This is a genomic window from Nocardia sp. CA-107356, from assembly GCF_050946365.1.
Classification (GTDB): Bacteria; Actinomycetota; Actinomycetes; order Mycobacteriales; family Mycobacteriaceae; genus Nocardia.
On the sequence record NZ_CP191992.1, the window covers coordinates 7237418 to 7257276 of the forward strand.

Consider the following 19859-nt stretch of genomic DNA (forward strand, 5'->3'; position numbering starts at 1 on the left):
GCGCGGTGCGCGCTCCCCGATGAACAGGTATTCAATGAAGCTCACCGCCCTGGTCGGCCTGGCCGCCACGGTGGCCTTGCTGGCCACCGGCTGCGGCACCGACCCCGATGCGGAAAATTCCGCACAGCCCGCCGGTTCGATCACCTTCGACCTCTCCCCCGCCCAGACCGGCCGGATCCACGCGCCCGAGGTCGATGCCATCGCCGCCGAACTGCCGCAGGCCATTCGCGACCGCGGCACGCTGGTGGTCACCGGATCGGGTGGCGCAGCCCCGCCGCTGCGGTTCTACGCCACCGACGATAAGACCATCGTCGGGTCCGAGATCGATTTCGCCGCGCTCATCGCTGACATCCTCGGGCTGAAACTCGTTGCCCAGGTGGCCGATTGGTCGCAGAACTTCGTGCGGGTCGATTCCGGCGAGGCCGATGTGTTCATCTCCAACGTCACAGTGACCGAGGAGCGCAAGGAGAAGTACGACTTCGCCACCTACCGCAACGACACCGTCGCGCTGGAGATCCCCGAGCGGAGCACGCTCGACTACCGGGATCGCAAGAGCCTGGCGGGCAAGCGGATCGGCGTCGGCAGCGGCACCAATCAGGAGCAGCTGCTGGTGAAGTGGAACGAGCAGAACATCGCCGAGGGCCTGCCCGCGATCGATATCGCCTACTTCCAGCAGGTCACCGATTACTATCTGGCGCTGGCCTCGCAGCGCCTCGACGGCTACATCGGCCCCAATCCGTCCGCGATCTACCACAGCACCACCGCGAACCAGACCAAGATCGTCGCGACCTTCTCCGGCGCCGGTGACACGCTGCAGGGCGAGATCGGTGTGCTGACCAAAAAGGACAACGGTCTGATCGGCCCCATCAACAAGGCCATCAACAACGCCATCCAGACCGGCACCTATCAGCAGGTCATCGACCGGTGGGGACTGAAGACCGAAACCGTGCCGAGCTCGCGGATCAACCCGCCCGGCCTACCGAAGAAGTCGTGAGGGCCCGCCCATGAAACTCCTGCTGTTCACCCTCGTCACCCGGGTGCCCGACCCGAGCACCGGACGCCTGCCGGGAACCAGGGAACGACTCACCAACGTCATCGACCAGGCCCGCCTCGCCGAGGAACTCGGTTACGACGGATTCGCCGTCGGTGAGCGGCACGAGGATCCGTTCCTCTCGGCCGCGCCGCCGGTGCTCCTGTCCCATATCGCCGCGGTCACCTCCCGGATCAGCCTGTTCACCGCCGTCACCACGCTGAGCCTGCTGGATCCGGTGCGCGCGTTCGAGGACTACTCGACACTGGACAACCTTTCCGGCGGCCGCCTCGAACTGATCATCGGCAAGGGCAATGGCGCGGCGCAGGCGAAGCTGTACCACGTCACCACCGAGGACCAGTGGGATCGCAATCGCGAAGGCTACGAGCTGTTTCGGGCACTCTGGGCCAGCGATAGCGTGACCTGGTCGGGTCGGTTCCGTCCGGAGTTGGTCGAGGCCAAGGCCCTGCCGCGACCGTGGCAGCCGCGCATCCGGATCTGGCACGGCAGTGCGACCAGCCGCGATTCGGTGGAACTCGCGGCGCGCCACGGTGATCCGCTGTTCTCGGCGAATGTCACCAATCCGATCGAGCCGTATGCCGAACTGGTCCGCCACTACCGGGAACGCTGGGAGCACTACGGGCATGACCCGGCCGACGCGTTGGTCGGCGCGGGTACGGCCGGATTCCAGGTAGCGCGCACCTCTCAGCAGGCCCTGGACGTGTACCGCCCGATCTTCGAGGCGCGGCTGGCGCTGGCGCGCAGACTCGGACTGCCGATCGTTTTCGAGACCCTCGACGATTTCGTCGCACGCAGCTCGGCATTGGTCGGCAGCCCGGAGCAGGTAATCGACAAGGTAGGCCGCCAGCACGACGCCTTCGGGCATGAGGTGGTCCATCTGTCCGCCGAACGCGACGGCCGTACCGAGGCCGAGCATCGCGGCAGTCTCGAACTCTTCCAGGCCGAGGTGGCGCCCGAATTGCGTCGCCGCATTCCGAGTCGGCCGCTGGCCACCAACCACGACGCCGCCGAAAAAGGCCGTGACACTGCGCGTCCGAGCACCGACTACGACATCGATTCTCGCGGCGAACTCATCCGCACCGAAATATCTGGAGTACCACAGTGATCCGTCCTCGCCACCGAATCGCGGCAGTGGCCGCCGCCGTCACCGCGGCCGCGAGTCTGGCCGCCTGCGGCAGTGATTCGGCCTCGGGCGGCGGTGACGCCGGCCCCCCGAAGCCGGGCGGAACGTTGCGTTACGGCCTCTCGCAGGCCCCGACCTGCTCGGATCCGGCGCAGGCCGGCACCAATCAGACGTTATACGTGACCCGCCAGATCGTGGATTCGCTGACCGATCAGGATCCCAAGACCGGTGAGATCAAGCCATGGCTGGCCAAGAGCTGGGAGATCTCCCCCGACGCCAAGGTATTCACCTTCCATCTGGCCGACGGCATCACCTTCAGCGATGGCACACCGCTCACCGCGGAATCGGTGCGGAACACCTTCGATTCGGTGATAAAGCTCGGCGCGGTCAAGGCCCCGCTCGGTTCCAGCTATCTCACCAACTATGTCGGCACCACCCCGGTCGACAAAGTGACGGCACGAGTCGAGTTCAGCAAGCCCAATGCCCAGTTCCTGCAGGCATCCTCGACCGCGCAGCTCGGCATCCAGGGCGATGTCACCACGGCCGAACCCGCCGATCAGCGCTGCCTCGGCGACAATGTCGGCAGCGGTCCGTTCACCTATACGTCCTGGCGCCAGGACGCCTCGGCGACCGTGGCCAAGCGCGCCGGGTACAACTGGGGTTCGGCGGTCTTCGCCCATCAGGGCGAGGCCTACCTCGACAAGATCGAATTCACGGTCGTACCCGAATCCGGTGTCCGCACCGGGAGTCTCATCTCCGGCCAGCTCGACGCGGTCAGTGACGCACTGCCGCAGGACGCGCCGCAGATCGAGGCCGCGAGCGGGCGGGTACTGAGCACCGCGAATCCCGGTGTGCCGTTCGGCTTCCAGGCCAATGTGACCCGGGGTCCGCTGCGCGATGCCGCGGTGCGCCAAGCGCTGCTGCCAGCGATCGACCGGAAACAGCTGGTGGACACCGTACTCGGCCCACAGTTCAAACCCGCCACCAGCACGCTGGCCAGCAGCACACCCGGCTACCAGGATCTTTCGGCACGGCTGGCCTACGACCCGGCCAAAGCGCGCGGCATCCTCGACCAGGCGGGCTGGACACCCGGCGGTGACGGCATTCGCACGAAAAATGGTGAGCGCCTGTCCTTCTCGGTGCTGTTCAGTCAGGCATTCGCGGGCAACCAGGCGATCCTCGAGCTGGTGCAGCAGCAGCTGCGCCAGGTCGGTGTCGAGCTGAAGCTGGATCTGGTGTCGGGCCCCGAGAGCACCGCCCGACAGAACGTCAAGGATTTCGACACCACCTACTACAACACCACCCGCGCCGACGGGGACATCCTGCGCACCTCCTTCAGCGTCGACGGCCGCAATCTCAATGCCCGCGACCGTATCCCGGCGCTGGACGAGGTTCTCGACGGTCAGTTGAGCGCCGCGGATACCGCCGCGCGCACCGCACTGATCCGCACCGCGCAGCAGGCGGTGCTCGACGCGGGCCTGTGGGTTCCGACGGTCGAACTGTCCCAGGCCATCGGAGCGGCGCAGAGTGTGCAGGATCTGAAGTTCGAGGCCTCCGCCCGGCTGCAGTTCTTCGATACCTGGTCGAGCGGGCGATAGTCATGGCGCGGTATGTGGTTGTGCGGGTCCTGCAGGCGATATGGGTGCTTTGGGCGGCCTTCACCATCTCGTTCGTTGTGCTGTACCTGCTGCCCGCCGATCCGGTCGCCATCGCGGCCGACGGTGCCGGTGTCGGCACCCCGGTCGATAAGGCCGCCATCGCCGAACTGCAGGCGCGTTACGGACTGGATCGACCACTGTGGCAACAGTATTGGACCGCGCTGACGAATGCGGCGACCGGCGACCTGGGCCGCTCCATCAGCACCGGCCAGCCGGTCACCCGCGCACTCGGTGACGCGGTGCCCAATACTCTCGGATTGGCCGGGCTCGCCCTGCTTTTCGCCGTACTCGGCGGGGTCGGCCTGGCCTTCGCGGCGACCTACGCCCGTCGTCCGTGGTTACGCAACGCACTCAGCTCGGTCCCATCGCTCGGGGTTTCGGTGCCGACCTTCTGGACGGGACTGCTACTGCTGCAGCTGTTCTCGTTCCGCTGGCACCTCGCTCCAGCCTTCGGCGGTCACGGCTTCAAGGGCACGGTGCTGCCCGCGCTGACCCTCGCCATCCCGATCGGCGCGGTCATCGCGCAGGTGCTGACGGCCGGACTCGAATCGACCTGGCGGCAGCCCTTCGTCGATGTGGCACTGGCCAAGGGCGGCTCACGCACCTGGGTGCTGCGCAAACATGTGCTTCGCCCAGCCAGCGTGCCCACTTTCACCATTGCCGGAGTGCTGGTCGGCAATATGCTCGCCGGTTCGGTGGTGGTCGAGACCGTCTTCGCCCGCCAGGGTGTCGGGCGGCTCACCCAGACCTCCGTACTCGCCCAGGACATTCCGGTCGTGCAGGGCATCGTGCTGCTGACATCGACCGTGTTCGTCACCGTGAACCTGGCGGTGGACCTGCTGTATCCGCTGCTCGACCCGCGCATAGCCGGACGCTCCCGCAGTGCGACAACCGATTCCGAAACCGCCGACATCGACACTGCGGAAGAGGTGGTCGTACATGCCTGAGGCATCCGTTCCCCACATCGGTACGGCGCCGAGCGGCCGAACCTCCGCGGTGCGCGATAACGCGGTACTGGTGCTGACGCCAGGAGTTGTCGGCGGCGGCTTCGTCGACCTTCGACAGGTGGCCGATCATGGTTGACGTACTCGATGAGCCGCGGCGCGTCACGCTGCCCGGCCTGCGGCGACCGGTATTGCGCTGGAAGTCGGTGCGCGGCAATGCCGTGGTCGTGCTATCCGGAGCCGTTGCCACGCTGGCACTCGGCTGGGCATTGTTCCCTTCGGTATTCGCCAGCGGTGATCCGCTGACCGGCGTACCCGCACAGAAGTTCCAGGGGCCGAGTGCCCAGCACTGGTTCGGCACCGACAATCTCGGGCGCGATCTGTACACCCGGATGGTGCACGGCGCGGGGCTCTCGCTCACCGCCACCGTCTCGGCGGTCGCCATCGCGGTGGTCGTGGGTTCGATTCTCGGGCTGCTGTCCGGGTCGATCGGTGGCATCGTCGACACCGTCATCATGCGATTCGTCGATGTGCTGCTGTCGATTCCGTCGCTGCTGTTATCGCTGGCCCTGGTCACCGCACTCGGCTTCGGCACCCGGAATGTGGCCATCGCAGTGGGCGTTTCGCTCATCGCCAACTTCGCCCGCGTGATGCGTTCGGAGGTGCTGCGCGTACGCCAGGCCCCGTATGTGGAGGCCGCACACGCCTGCGGCGTTCGCTGGTACACGGTACTCGCCCGCCACATCCTGCCGAACTCTTATCAGCCCGTCCTCGCCTTGGCCGCGGTCGAATTCGGCATGGCGGTGTTGGCGGTGTCGGCACTGAGCTTCCTCGGCTACGGCGCGAAACCGCCGACACCCGAATGGGGCTCGCTGATCTCCGAGGGCCGCAACTTCCTCGCCACCGCTTGGTGGCTGACCACCCTGCCCGGCCTGGTGATCATCGCCGTCGTCCTCTCCGCCCAACGCCTCGGCCGTGCCGCAGGAAGGAGTAACCGCGCATGAGTGAGCGCATCACAACCGCCGCCCCAACGGATCAACCGGACACGGACTCCGGGTCGGCCTTGCTCGGCATCGACGGGCTGCGTATTCGCTATCGCTCCGACAGTGCCGCCGTGACCGCACTGGCAGGCGTTTCCCTCACCGTAGCCCGCGGCGAAGTCGTGGCATTGGTGGGCGAATCCGGGTCCGGCAAGTCCACTCTCGCGCAATCGGTGATCGGCCTGCTCGGACCGAATGCCGAGATCACCGGCGGAACCATCACTTTCGACGGGGAGATGGTGGATACCGGATCCGAGCGCGCGCTGCGGCGAATTCGCGGCGCGCGCATCGGATTCGTACCCCAGGATCCCGGGCTGTCCCTCAATCCGGTACGCCGCGTCGGTGATCAGGTGGCCGAAACGCTGCTCGTACACGGGCTGGCCGACCGCCGCGACGCAGCCACGCGGGCAGTCGAACTGCTCGCCGACGCCGGACTGGACCGACCGGAACTGCGGGCCGCGCAGTATCCGCACGAATTGTCCGGTGGCCAGCGGCAACGAGTTTTGATCGCGGCGGCACTGATCGCCGGACCGGAACTGGTCATCGCCGATGAGCCGACCAGCGCGCTCGACGCCACGGTGGCGCGGCGGGTGCTCGACAAACTCGCCGCCCAGACCGCGGCCAGGGGCACCGCGGTCCTGCTGATCACCCACGACCTCGCGATCGCCGCCGAGCGGGCCGATCGCCTCGTGGTGCTGAGCGGCGGGGAGATCGTCGAAACCGGCCCGACGGCGACGGTGCTCGCCGAGCCACGGCATCCGTATACGAAGCGGCTGCTCGCGGCCTCGCCCAGCCTGGCTCCGTTCGACGGTTTCCGCGCACCGCGCGTCAGCGCCGGACCACCGCTGCTGACGGTTCGCGATGTGCACAAGAGTTTTCGCGCACAGGCCGGTGATTCGGTGACCGCGGTTGCCGGCGTCGGATTCGAACTCGGTCGTGGCGAAACCCTGTCGCTGGTCGGCGAATCCGGCTCCGGCAAATCGACCACCGCGCGAATCGCTTTGCGGCTCACCGACCCCGACAGCGGTGCGGTCACCTTCGACGGGCATGACCTGACCACCGTGAAAGGTGGGCGGCTGCGCGCACTGCGCCAGCGCTTCCAGGTCGTCTACCAAAATCCCTACGGCTCATTGGATCCGCGCTGGCGGGTCGGCTCGATCATCGAGGAACCACTGCGGGCCTATGCCATCGGCGACCGCAAGGCCAGGCAGGCGCGGGTCCGCGAACTGCTCGGCCAGGTCGCGCTGCCGGAGAACTTCGCGCAGCGTCGCCCCGCGGAATTGTCCGGCGGACAACGCCAGCGCGTCGCGATCGCCCGCGCCCTCGCCCTGCACCCCGACCTGCTGGTGCTCGACGAACCGGTCTCCGCGCTCGACGCCTCGGTGCAGGCCCAGATCCTGGAACTGCTGGACCGTCTGCAAACCGAACTCGGACTGAGCTACCTGTTCATCTCCCACGACCTCGCCGTGGTGCGCCGCATCAGCGACCGCGTCGCGGTGATGCGTCACGGCCGGATTGTCGAATCCGGTTCCACCGCCGACATTTTCGACAACCCACAGCACGAATACACCCGCGAACTGCTCTCGACGATTCCCACACCGCATGCCATCGCATCGGGGGCGGCCTGATGACGTGCGCACCGGACACCGCCGCACCGCGGCGCATCGACTGGAAAGGACGGTACTGATGACGGAGCTCTTCCTCGCCATCGAGCTGGACGGGACCGGCATACATCCCGCGTCGTGGCGGCGCGAAGATTCCCGCGCCGAGGACCTGTTCACCGGCGGTTACTGGGTCGATGCGATCACAGCCGCCGAAAAGGCCGGGCTCGACGCGGTCTTCCTGCCCGACTCGTTCGCCCTGCAGCCCGGCGGCCACGGGGTGACCCGCGGCGTGCTCGACGCGATCGCGATCAGCGCGCGGGTCGCCGCCGCAACGCGGCGCATCGGTCTGATTCCCCAGGCACCGGTAACCCACACCGAACCATTCCATCTGGCCAAGGCGATCCAGAGTCTGGATTACGCGAGCCTCGGCCGTGCAGGCTGGGAGGTCACCGTATCCCAGGGCGCCGAACAGGCGGCCTTCTTCGGCCGCAAGCAGGCCCAGGATCCGGCCTCGCTGTGGCGGGAGGCCGACGAGGCGATCGAGGTGGTCACCAGGTTGTGGGACAGCTGGGAGGACGATGCCGAAATCCGCGACGTCCCCACCGGCCGCTTCATCGATCGGGACAAGCTGCACTACATCGACTTCACCGGCGAGCACTTCTCGGTCAAGGGGCCCTCCATCACCCCGCGCTCCCCACAGGGCCAGCCGATCGTCGCGGTCCGCGCCGACGACACCGCGGGCAGCGCCGTCGCCGCCCGCCGCGCCGATCTCATCCGCATCGCCGCAGCCGATCTCGACAGCGCGCACGTCCAACGCAACGTACTGCGCACGGCGATCCACACCGCAGACCGCAACCCGGATGCGGTACAGGTATTGCTGGACATCGACATTCACCTCGCCGACTCGGCGCAAGCGGCACAGGCCGAGCTGGCGCAACTCGACCGGTGGGCCCCGATCACCACGTCCGGCCCGGCGCCCCGCTTGCGGCATATCGGAACCGCGGCGTCGCTGCGCGAGCTGCTGTCCGCCATCACCGATACGGGTGCCGCCGACGGCGTCGTCCTGCGCCCCCTCGCCGCATCCGCCGCCCTCCAGCAGCTCACCGCCGCACCCCTTCTCGGTACTCCACCGAGAGTGCGGATCCCGACACCGGGTGCGGATCCCTTCCCAACACTGCGCACCAGGCTCGGCCTGCCCCGCCCGACGAGCCGCTACGCCGCCAGAAATGGAGCTCCGGCATGACCGAAAAGCCACGCAAACCAGTCCATTTGGCCGCGCACTTCCCCGGCGTCAACAACACGACCGTATGGAGCGATCCGGCGTCCAAGAGCCAGGTCGACTTCGCATCCTTTGTGCACCTGGCGAAAACCGCCGAACGCGGTCTGTTCGATTTCTTCTTCCTGGCCGAGGGGTTGCGGTTGCGCGAACACCGCGGCCGCATCCACGATCTCGATGTGGTCGGCAGACCCGATACCTTCACCGTGCTCAACGCACTGGCCGCGGTCACCGACAAGCTCGGCTTGGCGGGCACGATCAACAGCACGTACAACGAACCCTACGAACTGGCCAAACAATTCGCCTCGCTCGACCACCTCTCCGGTGGCCGGGCCGCCTGGAATGTCGTCACCTCCTCCGATGCGTTCACCGGCGAAAACTTCCGGCGCGGCGGCTATCTGGAGCACAGCCAGCGCTACCGCAGAGCCGCCGAGGTCATCGAGGCGACCCGCGCACTCTGGGACAGCTGGCCGACCGACTCGCTCGTGGTCGACCGCGCGGCGGGCGTCTTCGCCCGGGAAATCCCCGAAACCCGCTACCGCAATACCCAATTCGACATCAGCGCACGATTCACCGTGCCACCCGGCCCGCAGGGGCATCCGGTGCTGTTGCAGGCCGGCGATTCCGATGACGGTCGCGAATTCGGCGCCGCCACCGCCGACGCCATCTTCACCGGTCACGGCTCCCTCGAAGCGGGACAGCACTTCTACGCCGATATCAAGGGCCGACTCGCGAAATACGGTCGCACACCGGAGGAATTGAAGATCCTGCCCGCCGCGACCTTCGTACTCGGCGATACCGCAACCGAGGCCGAGGAGTGCGCCAGGCAGATCCGGCTGCAGCAGGTGGGCCCGCAGACTGCCATCGCCTTCCTCGAACAGGTCTGGGGCCGTGACCTTTCCGACTACGACCCGGACGGTCCGCTGCCCGATATCGAACCGGCGACCGATGTGAACATCACCCGCGGCCGGGTGCGCCACGCCAAGGATCCCCGCGCGGTCGCCGATGAATGGCGGGCCAGGGCCGAGGCGGGCAAGCTCAGCATTCGCGAGCTGATCATCGAGGTGACCGCGCGACAGCAGTTCGTCGGCACCCCGGCTTCGGTCGCCGAGCAGATCGACACCTATGTGCAGGCCGACGCCGCCGACGGCTTCATCCTCGTACCGCACCTCACCCCCGGCGGGCTCGACGAATTCGTCGACCGCGTCGTCCCGGAACTGCAGGAGCGCGGCAGCTTCCGGACCGAGTACACCGGCGCCACCCTGCGCGAGCACCTCGGCCTACGCCATCCCCATCGCAACCGCACACTCGAAGGAGCCAGAGCGTCATGACGACCAGCATCACCAGTCTTTTCGAAACCGAGTGGGCGCATTGGCATACCGCCAGGGAGGACCAGCTGCGCGATCCGCTCGGCTTCCTGAGCCTGACCGGATTACATTGGCTCACCGACCAACCCGAGCGCCTCCCGGACGTCCCCGGCACCTGGTGGGTCACCGACGACAAGGTGTTCGTCACCGCCCAACCCGCCGATCGGCTGGAGTTCGAGGGCACGGGCATCGCGGGCGTGCAGATCCTCACACCCGCCGAGGGCGCACCGGGGCTCAGTGTGCTGCACGAGAATCGAGTGCTCGAGGTGATCCGCCGCACCGGCTTGTACGCCGTGCGCGTACACGATCCGGCCGCGCCGACACTGTCGAGTTTCGAGGGCATACCCGCCTACGCTCCCGACCCACGCTGGGGGATCGAGGGGCGCTTCGAACCGTTCGACGAGCCGCGCACGATCACCACCGGCGCCGTCGTCGACGGTCTCGAGCACCACCACACCGCCTCGGGCACTATCGAATTCACCATCGGCGAGGTCACCGAGCGCGTCATCGCCTTCGGTGCGCCGACCAACCTGCGACTGCTCTTCACCGACGCCACCAGCGGCGTCACCACCTATCCGGCGGCCCGCTCGCTCGCGGTGGCAGCACCCGATGCGGACGGCACGGTGCGCCTCGACTTCAACCGAGCGGCCAATCTGCCGTGCGCGTTCACCGATTTCGCCACCTGCCCGCTGGCGCCCGCCGAGAACCGGCTGCGCGTTGCCATCGAAGCGGGAGAACAGCATCCGCGCCCAGGCCGGTCCGCATGATGATCCCACTGTCCATCCTCGACCTGGCCCCGATCAGTGCCGGATCGACCGCACAGCAGGCACTGCGCAACACCATCGATCTGGCCCAGCACGCCGAACAGTGGGGCTACCACCGCTATTGGCTGGCCGAGCATCACTTCGTCTCGGTGGCGAGTTCATCGTCGATCACGCTCATCGGCTTGGTCGCCGCGGCCACCACGCGCATTCGAGTCGGGTCCGGGGCAGTCCAGGTCGGCCACCACACCTCGGCGTCCATCGTGGAGGCGTTCGGCACCATCGACGCGCTCTACCCGGGGCGACTCGACTTGGGCCTCGGCCGATCCGGCCACCGTCGCGCGCAGTTCGGCGCGCAACCGTCGCATCCGAAGGAGAGTCATCCGGTCGTCGACACGGTGACCGGCCGCACCGAAGTCCGCGACGGCGTGGTGGTGCCACCACCGTTCGATCCAGGCCGGATCGCCGACAGGTCGAAATTCATCGCCTCGATCGGCGCGCTGCAACAGCGGGGCGCGCAGGCACCGGACTTTCCGGACCAGGTCGACGAAATACGCGCGCTGCTCAACGGCACGTATACCGGCGCCGATGGTGTTGCGCTGCATGCGGTTCCAGGCGAAGGAGCACAGGTCGAGCTATGGCTGTTCGGCAGCTCGGCCAGTGAAAGTGCCGAATTGGCAGGCACACTCGGCCTCCCCTTCGCCGCCGCCTACCACGTTTCCCCCGGCACCGCCCTGGACGCGGTCGCGGCCTACCGCGCCGCCTTCCGCCCGTCGGCCGACCTCGCCGAGCCCTATGTGGTGATCTCGGCCGACGTGCTCGTCGCCCCCGATGACGCCCGCGCCCAACATCTGGCCGCCACCTACGGCCACTGGGTGCACAGCATCCGCAGCGGCGCGGGCGCAGCCGACTACCTCGACCCCGACACCGCCACCTCCCTCACCCCGGAACAACACCGCCTGGTCGAAGACCGCCTCGCCACCCAATTCGTCGGCGATCCGAACACCGTCGTCGACCGCCTAGCGGCCCTACAACGCGTCACCAGCGCAAACGAACTCCTGATCACCACCATCGCCCACCACCACAAGGACCGCCTCGAATCCCACCGCCTCCTCGCCGACGCCTGGAACCTCCGAACAGCCCACGCCGCCTAATGGGAGTTGATCAGCGAGCCTTCGACCGGTAGCGACCGGTCGGGGCAGGCTGGTCGCCGAGCCGCTGGTCGGTGAGTACTTCCAACGCCTGGAGTGTTGTTCGCTCCTCGCCAAAGCCGCCATTCGACTCCCCTCGGAGACTCCCTCCCAGGCACTGAGGGCAACGCGATCGCTTGGCGACGGTAGTCAAAGGTCCCTCCGCCCAGCCGCCAAAGCCGCCATTCGACTCCCCTCGGAGACTCCCTCCCAGGCGCTGAGGGGCAACGCGGTCCGGTCGGCGACGGTAGTCAAAAGTTGCTTCCGCTGTTGTGGGAGCCGGCCAATTGACTACTGTCGGTGCACGCTCAGGCGCTGATGGGGGCGGCGGTTACGCCGTAGCCGAGGTTGGAGAGGACCTCGCCTGTCGCCTTGGCGAAGTTCAGGGTGATGAAGTGCAGGCAGGGGGCGCCCTCATTGATGAGGCGCTGGCCCATCTCGGTGGCGATCTCGATGCCGACCTCGCGGACCGCGGCGTTGTTCTCTTCGGCGCCGTCGCCTGCGGCCTTGCGCAAGCGCTCCATGACCGCGCGCGGCAGTGGACGACCGCACAGTTCCTCGGCGCGCGCGACGGTGCGCAGGGAGGTGATGGGCATCAGCTCCGGAATGATCGGCTTCGCGCCCTCGATCGGATCGAAGGCGGCGATGCGGTCGCGCAGGCGCAGGTAATGGTCGACGTCGAAGAACATCTGGGTGATCGAATATTCCGCGCCCGCACGCAGTTTCGCGGCCAGATACGCGGTGTCGTGGTCCAGATCCGGTGAGCGGTGGTGCCCCTCGGGGAAGGAGGCGACGCCCACATGGAAGTCGCCGAGGTCGCGGACGATGCGGACCAACTCCTCGGCATAGGCGACCCCCTCGGGATGTTTGCGCCATTCGCCGAGCGGATCGCCGGGCGGGTCGCCACGCAGCACCAAGATATTGCGGATACCCGAATCGGCGTACGCGCCGACCAGCGAACGCAGTTCGGCGACGCTGTGCTCGACGGCGGTCAGATGCGCGACCGGCAGCAGGGTGGTCTCCTGCGCCAGTTCTCCGGTGATCCGCACGGTGCGGTCGCGGGTGGTGCCGCCAGCACCGTAGGTCATCGAGACGAAGGCCGGATGCATGCGCTCGAAGGTGCGCGCGGCCCGCCACAGCCGCGCCTCGCCCGCGGCGTCACGCGGCGGATTGAACTCCACCGAGAAGGGCACAGAACCCCCCGAATGGGTCCGCAGACTCTGTACGACCGAGGGTGTTCCAGAGACGATCGGTGGCGTCGGAGACGGTCGGCCTGGGGTCGAACGTCCCCGCACGTTATCGAAAGTCACCGGTCCAGTGTAGTGGTGGCCGGTCACGGCCCCGTCGGGTCGTCGCGACCGAACGCGTATTCTGCGACCAGGCGACACGGTCGCCACTGCCGGGCGACACGCGCGACCGCCCCCGCCCGGCACCGAAGCACCTATAGCGCCACGTACCCACCGCGCGCGCCACCACCCGCACGACCTTGGAGGCTCCCCTGTCCGCCGGAACCGGTATCCAGACGCCTCAGACCACCCCGCCCGCCGACCTCCCGGCGAACGACGACACCGCGCCCGCGAACGGCGGCGCCGCGAGTAAGAGCACGCCGAAACCGGGCACGCCCCAGTTCGTCGCGGCGGTCGAGGATGCGCTCAAAGCGTTCTTCCTGGCCAGGCGCCCCATTGTCGAACCGCTCGGTCCGGTCTTCATCGACGCCGCGGAGGCGCTCGAACTCTTCGTACTGCGCGGCGGCAAGCGCACCAGGCCCGCCTTCGCCTGGACCGGCTGGCTCGGCGCGGGCGGCGACCCCGCCGGCCCGGATGCGGCCGCGGTCCTGAATGCTTGTGCCGCACTGGAATTGGTACAGGCCTGCGCGCTGATCCATGACGACATCATCGACTCGTCGCGCACCCGTCGGCGCTTTCCCACGGTGCACGTCGACTTCGAACAGCGCCACCGCGACCGCGGCTGGACCGGTGATTCGGAACACTTCGGCACCAGCGTTGCCATCCTGGTCGGTGATCTGGCACTTGCCTGGGCCGATGACATGGTGCATGCCGCCGGACTGGACGCCGCCGCAATCGCCCGGTTCGCGCCGGTCTGGGCGCTGATGCGCACCGAGGTGCTGGGCGGTCAACTGCTCGACATCCACGGCGAGTCGGCGGGCGACGAATCCGTCGCGGCCGCCCTGCGCATCAACCGGTACAAGACGGCGGCCTACACCGTGGAGCGCCCCCTGCACCTCGGCGCCGCACTCGCCGACGCCGACCCGCGACTGATCGAGGCCTACCGCACCTTCGGTACCGATATCGGCATCGCCTTCCAGTTGCGTGACGATCTGCTCGGCGTTTTCGGCGATCCGGCGGTCACCGGCAAGCCCTCCGGCGACGACCTGCGTGAGGGCAAGCGCACCGTCCTGATCGCCGAAGCGTTGCAGCGCGCCGACACCACCGACCCGGCCGCCGGACAACTGCTACGCACCAGCATCGGCACCGATCTGACCGCGGACCAGGTCGAGCGGCTGCGCGGCGTGATCACCGGTCTCGGCGCCGTCGACGAGGTCGAGCGCCGCATCACCGAACTCACCGAGCAGGGCTTGGCCGCGCTCGAGACCAGTACCGCCACCCCGAGCGCCAAGGAGCAGCTGCGCGCCATGGCTTTGGCCGCGACGAGTCGCACGCACTAGCGGCTGCGGCGTGAAAACCATCGAGACAGTGCTCGATCGCTCAGCAGCGCGGGGCACCGGTCCGCGCGGCACAGCACTCGCGGCGAGGAGATTCAGATGAAAACCGTTGCGGGATCGACCGATCGCGTCGTAGTAGTGGGTGCGGGCCTATCCGGCCTGGCCGCCGCGCTGTATCTAACCGGAGCAGGACGTCGGGTAACCCTGGTGGAACGCGCGGATCACCCCGGCGGCCGCGTCGGCCGCTATCGTGGTCCGGATTACGAAATCGACTCCGGTGCAACAGTACTCACCTTGCCGGAGTTGATCGACGACGCACTCGCCGCCGTCGGCAGGACCCGCGAAACCTGCAACCCACCGCTGCGCATCCACCAACTGGCCCCGAGCTATCACGCCCGCTTCGCCGACGATTCGACGCTGCGGGTCTTCGCCGATCCCGAGGCGATGGCCATCGAAGTGGCCCGCGTCTGCGGCGATGACGAAGCGCTGCGCTACCGACGGCTGCGGGCCTGGTTGGCGCGGATCTATGAGGCCGAGTTCGGCGAGTTCATGGATACGAACTTCGATTCGCCGCTCGATATGATCCGCTACCCGGCCAAACGCCGCGCGCTCACCGCACTCGTTCGCCTCGGCGGATTCGGCAGGCTCGGTCCGCGCGTCGCCCGGTTCCTGCGGGATCCGCGCCTGGCCCGACTGTTCACCTTCCAGGCGCTCTATGCGGGTATGGCCCCCGCGAAAGCGCTCGCCGTCTACGGCGCGATCCCGCATATGGATACCTCACTCGGCGTCTATTTCCCCGAAGGCGGTATGCGCGCGATCACCGCGGCTCTCGCCGATGCCTTCACCGCCGCAGGCGGCACGTTGGAGCTGAACACCGAGGTCACCGGAATCGAGTACGACAACCACCGGGCCAAGAAGGTCCGCACCGCCGATGGCCGCTGCTTCGACTGTGACGCCGTGGTTCTCACCGCCGATCTCGGCTCACTCGAACGATTCGGCGTGCGACGTCGCCGTAGACTGCGCGCCGCCCCATCGGCCGTCGTCGCACACGGCACCATCCCGGCGGCAATCGCGCAGGCCTGGCCGATCCGGGCCCACCACACCATCGATTTCGGCGACGCCTGGGATCGCACCTTCGACGAGATCGCGGCGCGGCCAGGTCGGGGCCGCCTGATGAGCGACCCTTCGCTGCTGCTCACCAGGCCCGCGCTCACCGATCCGACCCTCTTCATCGACCGCGCAGACGGCAGACACGAACCGTTCTCACTGCTCGCCCCCTGCCCGAACCTCGACGCCGCACCGCTGGACTGGGACCGACTCGGCCCCTCCTACCTGCGTGAGCTGCTCGACGTCCTGGAAGCGCGCGGCTATCACGGCATCGCCGAACATTTCACCGTCGACCATCTCGACACACCCGGCACCTGGCGTGACCAAGGCATGCTGGCGGGCACACCCTTCTCCGCCGCACATCTGTTCCGGCAAACCGGACCATTCCGGCCACGCAACTTTTCCGGCGGTAGCGACAACGTGGTTATCGCCGGTTGTGGCACCACTCCGGGGGTCGGCGTACCGACCACTTTGCTGTCCGGAAAACTGGCGGCAACCCGGATCACCGACGCCGTGCGGCCCTCTCGGGATGAATCCTCCAGCACCACCGGGATAGTGTTCCCGGCAAGCCGATAAACTGACGGCCGACCTATTCACCAGCGGTTGCGACCGCCGACCACACCGGGGGGACCGACACCACATGCATCCCCCTGAGACGACGGCCGCTGCGCCCACCGACAACTCGATCACCGCGACCGAAGCCGAGGCACGCCCATCGGTTGCCCCGGCGCGCCGCGAAATCCCGCCCGTCGAGCACGGATTCCGCACCTGGATGCGGACCGCCGCCGATTTCGCCCGCAGCCCTGAGGGCCATTCGGCGCTGCTCGGATTCTTCGGCGCGCTGATGATCACCTTCGGCGGATTCGGCGCGGGCAGCGTGCGCAAACGCGATCCGCTGCTCGAGTCGATGCATCTGTCCTGGCTGCGGTTCGGACACGGCTACGTGCTGTCGACCATGGTCATCTGGGTCGGCGTATTGCTGATGATCACCGCGTGGGTGCGGTTGGGCCGCACCACGATCGGGTTCGGCGACCGGCCCGATGCCGGGGTCACGCTGAACGAACTGCGCGCGATCGTCGGTATCTGGATCTTCCCGCTGCTGTTCGCCGTGCCGATGTTCAGTCGCGACGCGTATTCATATCTGGCCCAGGGCGCGCTGCTGCGCGACGGTTTCGATCCCTACGTATCCCCACCGGTCGCCAATCCCGGTGTGCTGCTGGACAATGTGAGCCCGGTCTGGACCGCGACGACCGCGCCCTACGGTCCGATCTTCCTGCTGCTCGGCCGCGCCATCACCGCGATCACCGGCGATAACGTGATCGCGGGCACCATCGCGCTGCGACTGGTCATGCTGCCCGGTCTGGCACTGATGATGTGGGCGGTGCCGTATCTGACCAAACATCTGGGCGGTAAACCGACCGTCGCGCTGTGGCTGGCCGTACTCAATCCGCTGGTGCTGATCCACCTCATCGGCGGCGTGCACAACGAAATGCTCATGGTCGGGCTGATGTGCGCGGGTATCGCACTGGTGCTGGAGCGCCATCATGTGGCGGGCATCGTGGTCGTCGCGATCGGCGTCGCCATCAAGGCGACCGCGGGCGTCGCGCTGCCGTTCCTGGTGTGGATCTGGATGCTGCACGAACGCGAACGCCGCGCACTACAACGCGCCGCGCAATCACCGGGTGCGACGCAGAGCGTCGCCAACGAGGCCGAACCCGCGCGACCGAGCGCGGAAGTGCCGCATCCGGCCCTGATGTTCGCCAAGATCGCCGGACTCGGGTTGAGCGTGTTCGCAGTGGTCTTCGTCGCCGCCTCGGCCATCGCCGGGGTCGGCATCGGCTGGCTGACCGCACTCTCGGGCTCGAAGAAGATCATCAACTGGCTCTCGCTGCCGACGATCATGGCGCATATGGTGCGCTGGGTGACGCCGTTCGCGATGGATCCGGTGCTCGTGGTGACCCGTGCGCTATGCGCGGCGGCGCTGGTCGCCGTACTGGCCTGGACCTGGTGGCGGTTCCGGCACAGCGAACGCGAGGCGGTCTTCGGCATCCTCATCGCCTTCGTCGCCATCGTCATCCTGTCGCCCGCCGCGCTGCCCTGGTATTACTCCTGGCCGCTGGCCCTGGCCGCCGGGTTCGCGCTGTCGACCACCACGCTGATGGTGCTGGTCGGGCTGTGTACCTGGTTGATGCTGGTGTTCCAGCCGGACGGCTCGATCGGGCTCTACAGCTTCTTGCACGTCGCCGCGGCAACCTTCGCCGCCGTGGTCGCGGCACTCTCACTGCGGACGGTCGACCCGTTGCGATTGCGCGCCACCCCGCCGGAGAGCGTTCCGGTAGCCGCCACCAGGTCATGATCGAGGTCGAACTAGGCGGCCGCAGCACGGAACTGGCTGCGGCGTATCGCCTCTGCCGGGCGATCGCCGCCACACACGGCCGCACCTATTTCCTGGCTACCCGACTGCTGTCCGCGCCACGAAGACCCGCCGTGCACGCGCTGTACGCATTCGCGCGGATCGTCGATGACACAGTCGATCACCCGACGCTCGACGCCGAACACGGCCCCGCTGGCGAACTCGATCTGGTCGAGAAGCAACTGCGCGTCGCACTGGAGCAGGGGGTGCCGTCAGCAGCTCCCGCCGACCGCCGCACACTGGTGCTGACCGCGCTGGCCGACACCATCCAACGCTATGACATTGCGCCCCAGCATTTCTGGGCCTTCCTGGACTCCATGCGAATGGACGTGCCGGGAACCGCGCACTTCCGAGCCCGCTACGCCACCATGACCGAACTGCGCGCCTATATGCGGGGCTCGGCGGCCGCGATCGGCTTGCAGCTACTCCCGGTGCTCGGCACCGTGGTCCCGGTGGCCGAGGCCGAACCCGCCGCCGCGGCGCTCGGCGAGGCGTTCCAACTCACCAACTTCCTGCGCGATACCGCCGAGGACCTGGACCGCGGCCGGATCTACCTCCCCACCGACGAACTCGCCGCCTTCGATGTCGACGCGGACCTGCTGACCCACTGCCGCCGCACCGGACACACCGAGCAACGCGTCCGCCGCGCCCTTGCGCATCTGATCGCGATCAACCGCGACCTCTACCGCATCGCGAATCCGGGAATCGATCTGCTGGACCCCCGCGTACGCCCCGCCATCCGCACCGCGAGCACGCTGTACTCCGGCATACTCGACGAAATCGAACGCGCCGACTACGAGGTCTTCACCCGCCGCGCCGTGGTCCCCCGGCAGCGCCGGCTGCGCGTCGCCGCCGCAGAATTCACCTCTGCCGCCCTGCGGATCTGAGGTCCGATCGCAAGGCAGCGACTCACGCCACCACGGAGCGAGTCTTACGAGCGAGGAGTTCGCGGCCCATCTCACATCCAAACCGCCGAACCGCATGCACCACAGGCGCGAGTCCCCCACCGAGCCGGCACACACCCAGTACCGAACGATCCCTACATCAGCGCCCCCAACGGAGCGAGTCTTACGAGCGACCCGTTCGCGGCCCGTCTCACGTCCGAGTCGTCGAAGCGATGCGCCGAAGGCGCGAGTCTCGACGGCTCGGACGCGAGACCAAGGGGGCCGCGCCGCCAAAAACTCAGAAAGGATCCGCCGCGGCGCGGCGCAGCACCTCGCGCGCCAGCGGGCCGTGCAATGCGTCAACAGGCTTGCCCGGCAGGCTGTCGTCATCGGTGAAGATCCACTCCAGGATCTCCTCGTCGGTGTACTTGGCGTCTTTCATAACGGTGATCAGGCCCGGCAGCGACTTCACGATCGCGCCGGTATCGTCGAAGAATCGCTCGGGCACGCCTGCTACGCCGTCCCGGCGTACAGCGAGCAACTGATGGTCACGCAGCATCTGATGCACCCGAGTCACCACGAGCCCGAGTCTGTCGGCCACATCGGGCAGCGGAATCACCGCCACCGACTCAGGAAGAACATCATCACTGCAAGGAAATGCACTCACCCGGATAACGGTAGACGGTCCTACGCCGCACGGCTCGAGACACCCTGGACCGTTCCCGCACGATTCGATCGGACAATGGCGCCCTGGTGGC

17 protein-coding genes are annotated in these 19859 nt (G+C 67.6%); 15 read left to right on the forward strand and 2 right to left on the reverse strand.

The features are described from left to right. Positions 1-19 precede the first annotated feature (19 nt). Genes ACQP1G_RS32525 through ACQP1G_RS32575 form a run of 11 tightly spaced genes read left to right on the forward strand, consistent with a single transcriptional unit; the run spans position 20 to position 11978 of the window. Complete coding sequence (locus ACQP1G_RS32525; protein WP_433193466.1) at positions 20-994, forward strand: ABC transporter substrate-binding protein; 975 nt, start codon at positions 20-22, stop codon at positions 992-994. 10 nt (positions 995-1004) lie between these two features. After that, positions 1005-2156 (forward strand): LLM class flavin-dependent oxidoreductase, encoded by a 1152-nt coding sequence (locus ACQP1G_RS32530; protein WP_433193467.1) that lies wholly within the window; start codon positions 1005-1007, stop codon positions 2154-2156. Continuing rightward, positions 2153-3772, forward strand: a complete 1620-nt coding sequence (locus tag ACQP1G_RS32535) for an ABC transporter substrate-binding protein (protein ID WP_433193468.1) — start codon at positions 2153-2155, stop codon at positions 3770-3772. Before ACQP1G_RS32530 ends, ACQP1G_RS32535 begins: the two co-directional genes overlap by 4 nt. Positions 3773-3774: 2 nt before the next feature. Next, the gene (locus ACQP1G_RS32540) at positions 3775-4779 is read left to right on the forward strand and encodes an ABC transporter permease (protein ID WP_433193469.1); all 1005 of its coding nucleotides are present in this window, start codon (positions 3775-3777) and stop codon (positions 4777-4779) included. Beyond that, the gene (locus tag ACQP1G_RS32545; RefSeq protein ID WP_433193470.1) at positions 4772-4915 is read left to right on the forward strand and encodes a hypothetical protein; all 144 of its coding nucleotides are present in this window, start codon (positions 4772-4774) and stop codon (positions 4913-4915) included. The genes ACQP1G_RS32540 and ACQP1G_RS32545 overlap by 8 nt, the downstream gene beginning before the upstream one ends. Further along, positions 4908-5780, forward strand: coding sequence for an ABC transporter permease (locus ACQP1G_RS32550; RefSeq protein WP_433193471.1), 873 nt, complete (start codon positions 4908-4910; stop codon positions 5778-5780). The genes ACQP1G_RS32545 and ACQP1G_RS32550 overlap by 8 nt, the downstream gene beginning before the upstream one ends. After that, on the forward strand, positions 5777-7444 hold the full coding sequence (locus ACQP1G_RS32555; RefSeq protein ID WP_433193472.1) for a dipeptide ABC transporter ATP-binding protein: 1668 nt from the start codon (positions 5777-5779) through the stop codon (positions 7442-7444). Before ACQP1G_RS32550 ends, ACQP1G_RS32555 begins: the two co-directional genes overlap by 4 nt. A 58-nt stretch (positions 7445-7502) precedes the next feature. Further along, positions 7503-8663, forward strand: a complete 1161-nt coding sequence (locus ACQP1G_RS32560; protein WP_433193474.1) for an LLM class flavin-dependent oxidoreductase — start codon at positions 7503-7505, stop codon at positions 8661-8663. Next, positions 8660-10027, forward strand: a complete 1368-nt coding sequence (locus ACQP1G_RS32565; protein WP_433193475.1) for an NtaA/DmoA family FMN-dependent monooxygenase — start codon at positions 8660-8662, stop codon at positions 10025-10027. Before ACQP1G_RS32560 ends, ACQP1G_RS32565 begins: the two co-directional genes overlap by 4 nt. Continuing rightward, positions 10024-10830: a DUF1684 domain-containing protein gene (locus ACQP1G_RS32570; RefSeq protein WP_433193477.1), complete on the forward strand. Its 807-nt coding sequence runs from the start codon at positions 10024-10026 to the stop codon at positions 10828-10830. Before ACQP1G_RS32565 ends, ACQP1G_RS32570 begins: the two co-directional genes overlap by 4 nt. After that, positions 10827-11978: an LLM class flavin-dependent oxidoreductase gene (locus ACQP1G_RS32575; protein WP_433193479.1), complete on the forward strand. Its 1152-nt coding sequence runs from the start codon at positions 10827-10829 to the stop codon at positions 11976-11978. The genes ACQP1G_RS32570 and ACQP1G_RS32575 overlap by 4 nt, the downstream gene beginning before the upstream one ends. Positions 11979-12322: 344 nt before the next feature. Here the strand turns inward: ACQP1G_RS32575 and ACQP1G_RS32580 are convergent, their stop codons facing one another. Continuing rightward, positions 12323-13324, reverse strand: coding sequence for a methylenetetrahydrofolate reductase (locus tag ACQP1G_RS32580; RefSeq protein ID WP_433193480.1), 1002 nt, complete (start codon positions 13322-13324; stop codon positions 12323-12325). Between the two features lie 176 nt (positions 13325-13500). Between ACQP1G_RS32580 and ACQP1G_RS32585 the strand changes: the two genes are divergently transcribed. The 4 genes from ACQP1G_RS32585 to ACQP1G_RS32600 all read left to right on the forward strand — a co-directional run bounded on the left by ACQP1G_RS32585 (position 13501) and on the right by ACQP1G_RS32600 (position 19104). After that, entirely contained in the window at positions 13501-14700 is a 1200-nt protein-coding gene (locus tag ACQP1G_RS32585) for a polyprenyl synthetase family protein (protein WP_433193481.1), read from the forward strand. Positions 14701-14703: 3 nt separating this feature from the next. Beyond that, positions 14704-16380, forward strand: a complete 1677-nt coding sequence (crtI, locus tag ACQP1G_RS32590; RefSeq protein ID WP_433209024.1) for a phytoene desaturase family protein — start codon at positions 14704-14706, stop codon at positions 16378-16380. A 196-nt stretch (positions 16381-16576) separates the two neighbouring features. After that, complete coding sequence (locus ACQP1G_RS32595) at positions 16577-18160, forward strand: alpha-(1->6)-mannopyranosyltransferase A (protein ID WP_433209027.1); 1584 nt, start codon at positions 16577-16579, stop codon at positions 18158-18160. Beyond that, entirely contained in the window at positions 18157-19104 is a 948-nt protein-coding gene (locus ACQP1G_RS32600) for a phytoene/squalene synthase family protein (protein WP_433193482.1), read from the forward strand. Before ACQP1G_RS32595 ends, ACQP1G_RS32600 begins: the two co-directional genes overlap by 4 nt. 295 nt (positions 19105-19399) lie before the next feature. Here the strand turns inward: ACQP1G_RS32600 and ACQP1G_RS32605 are convergent, their stop codons facing one another. Further along, positions 19400-19768 (reverse strand): Rv2175c family DNA-binding protein, encoded by a 369-nt coding sequence (locus tag ACQP1G_RS32605; protein WP_433193483.1) that lies wholly within the window; start codon positions 19766-19768, stop codon positions 19400-19402. Positions 19769-19859 lie beyond the last annotated feature (91 nt).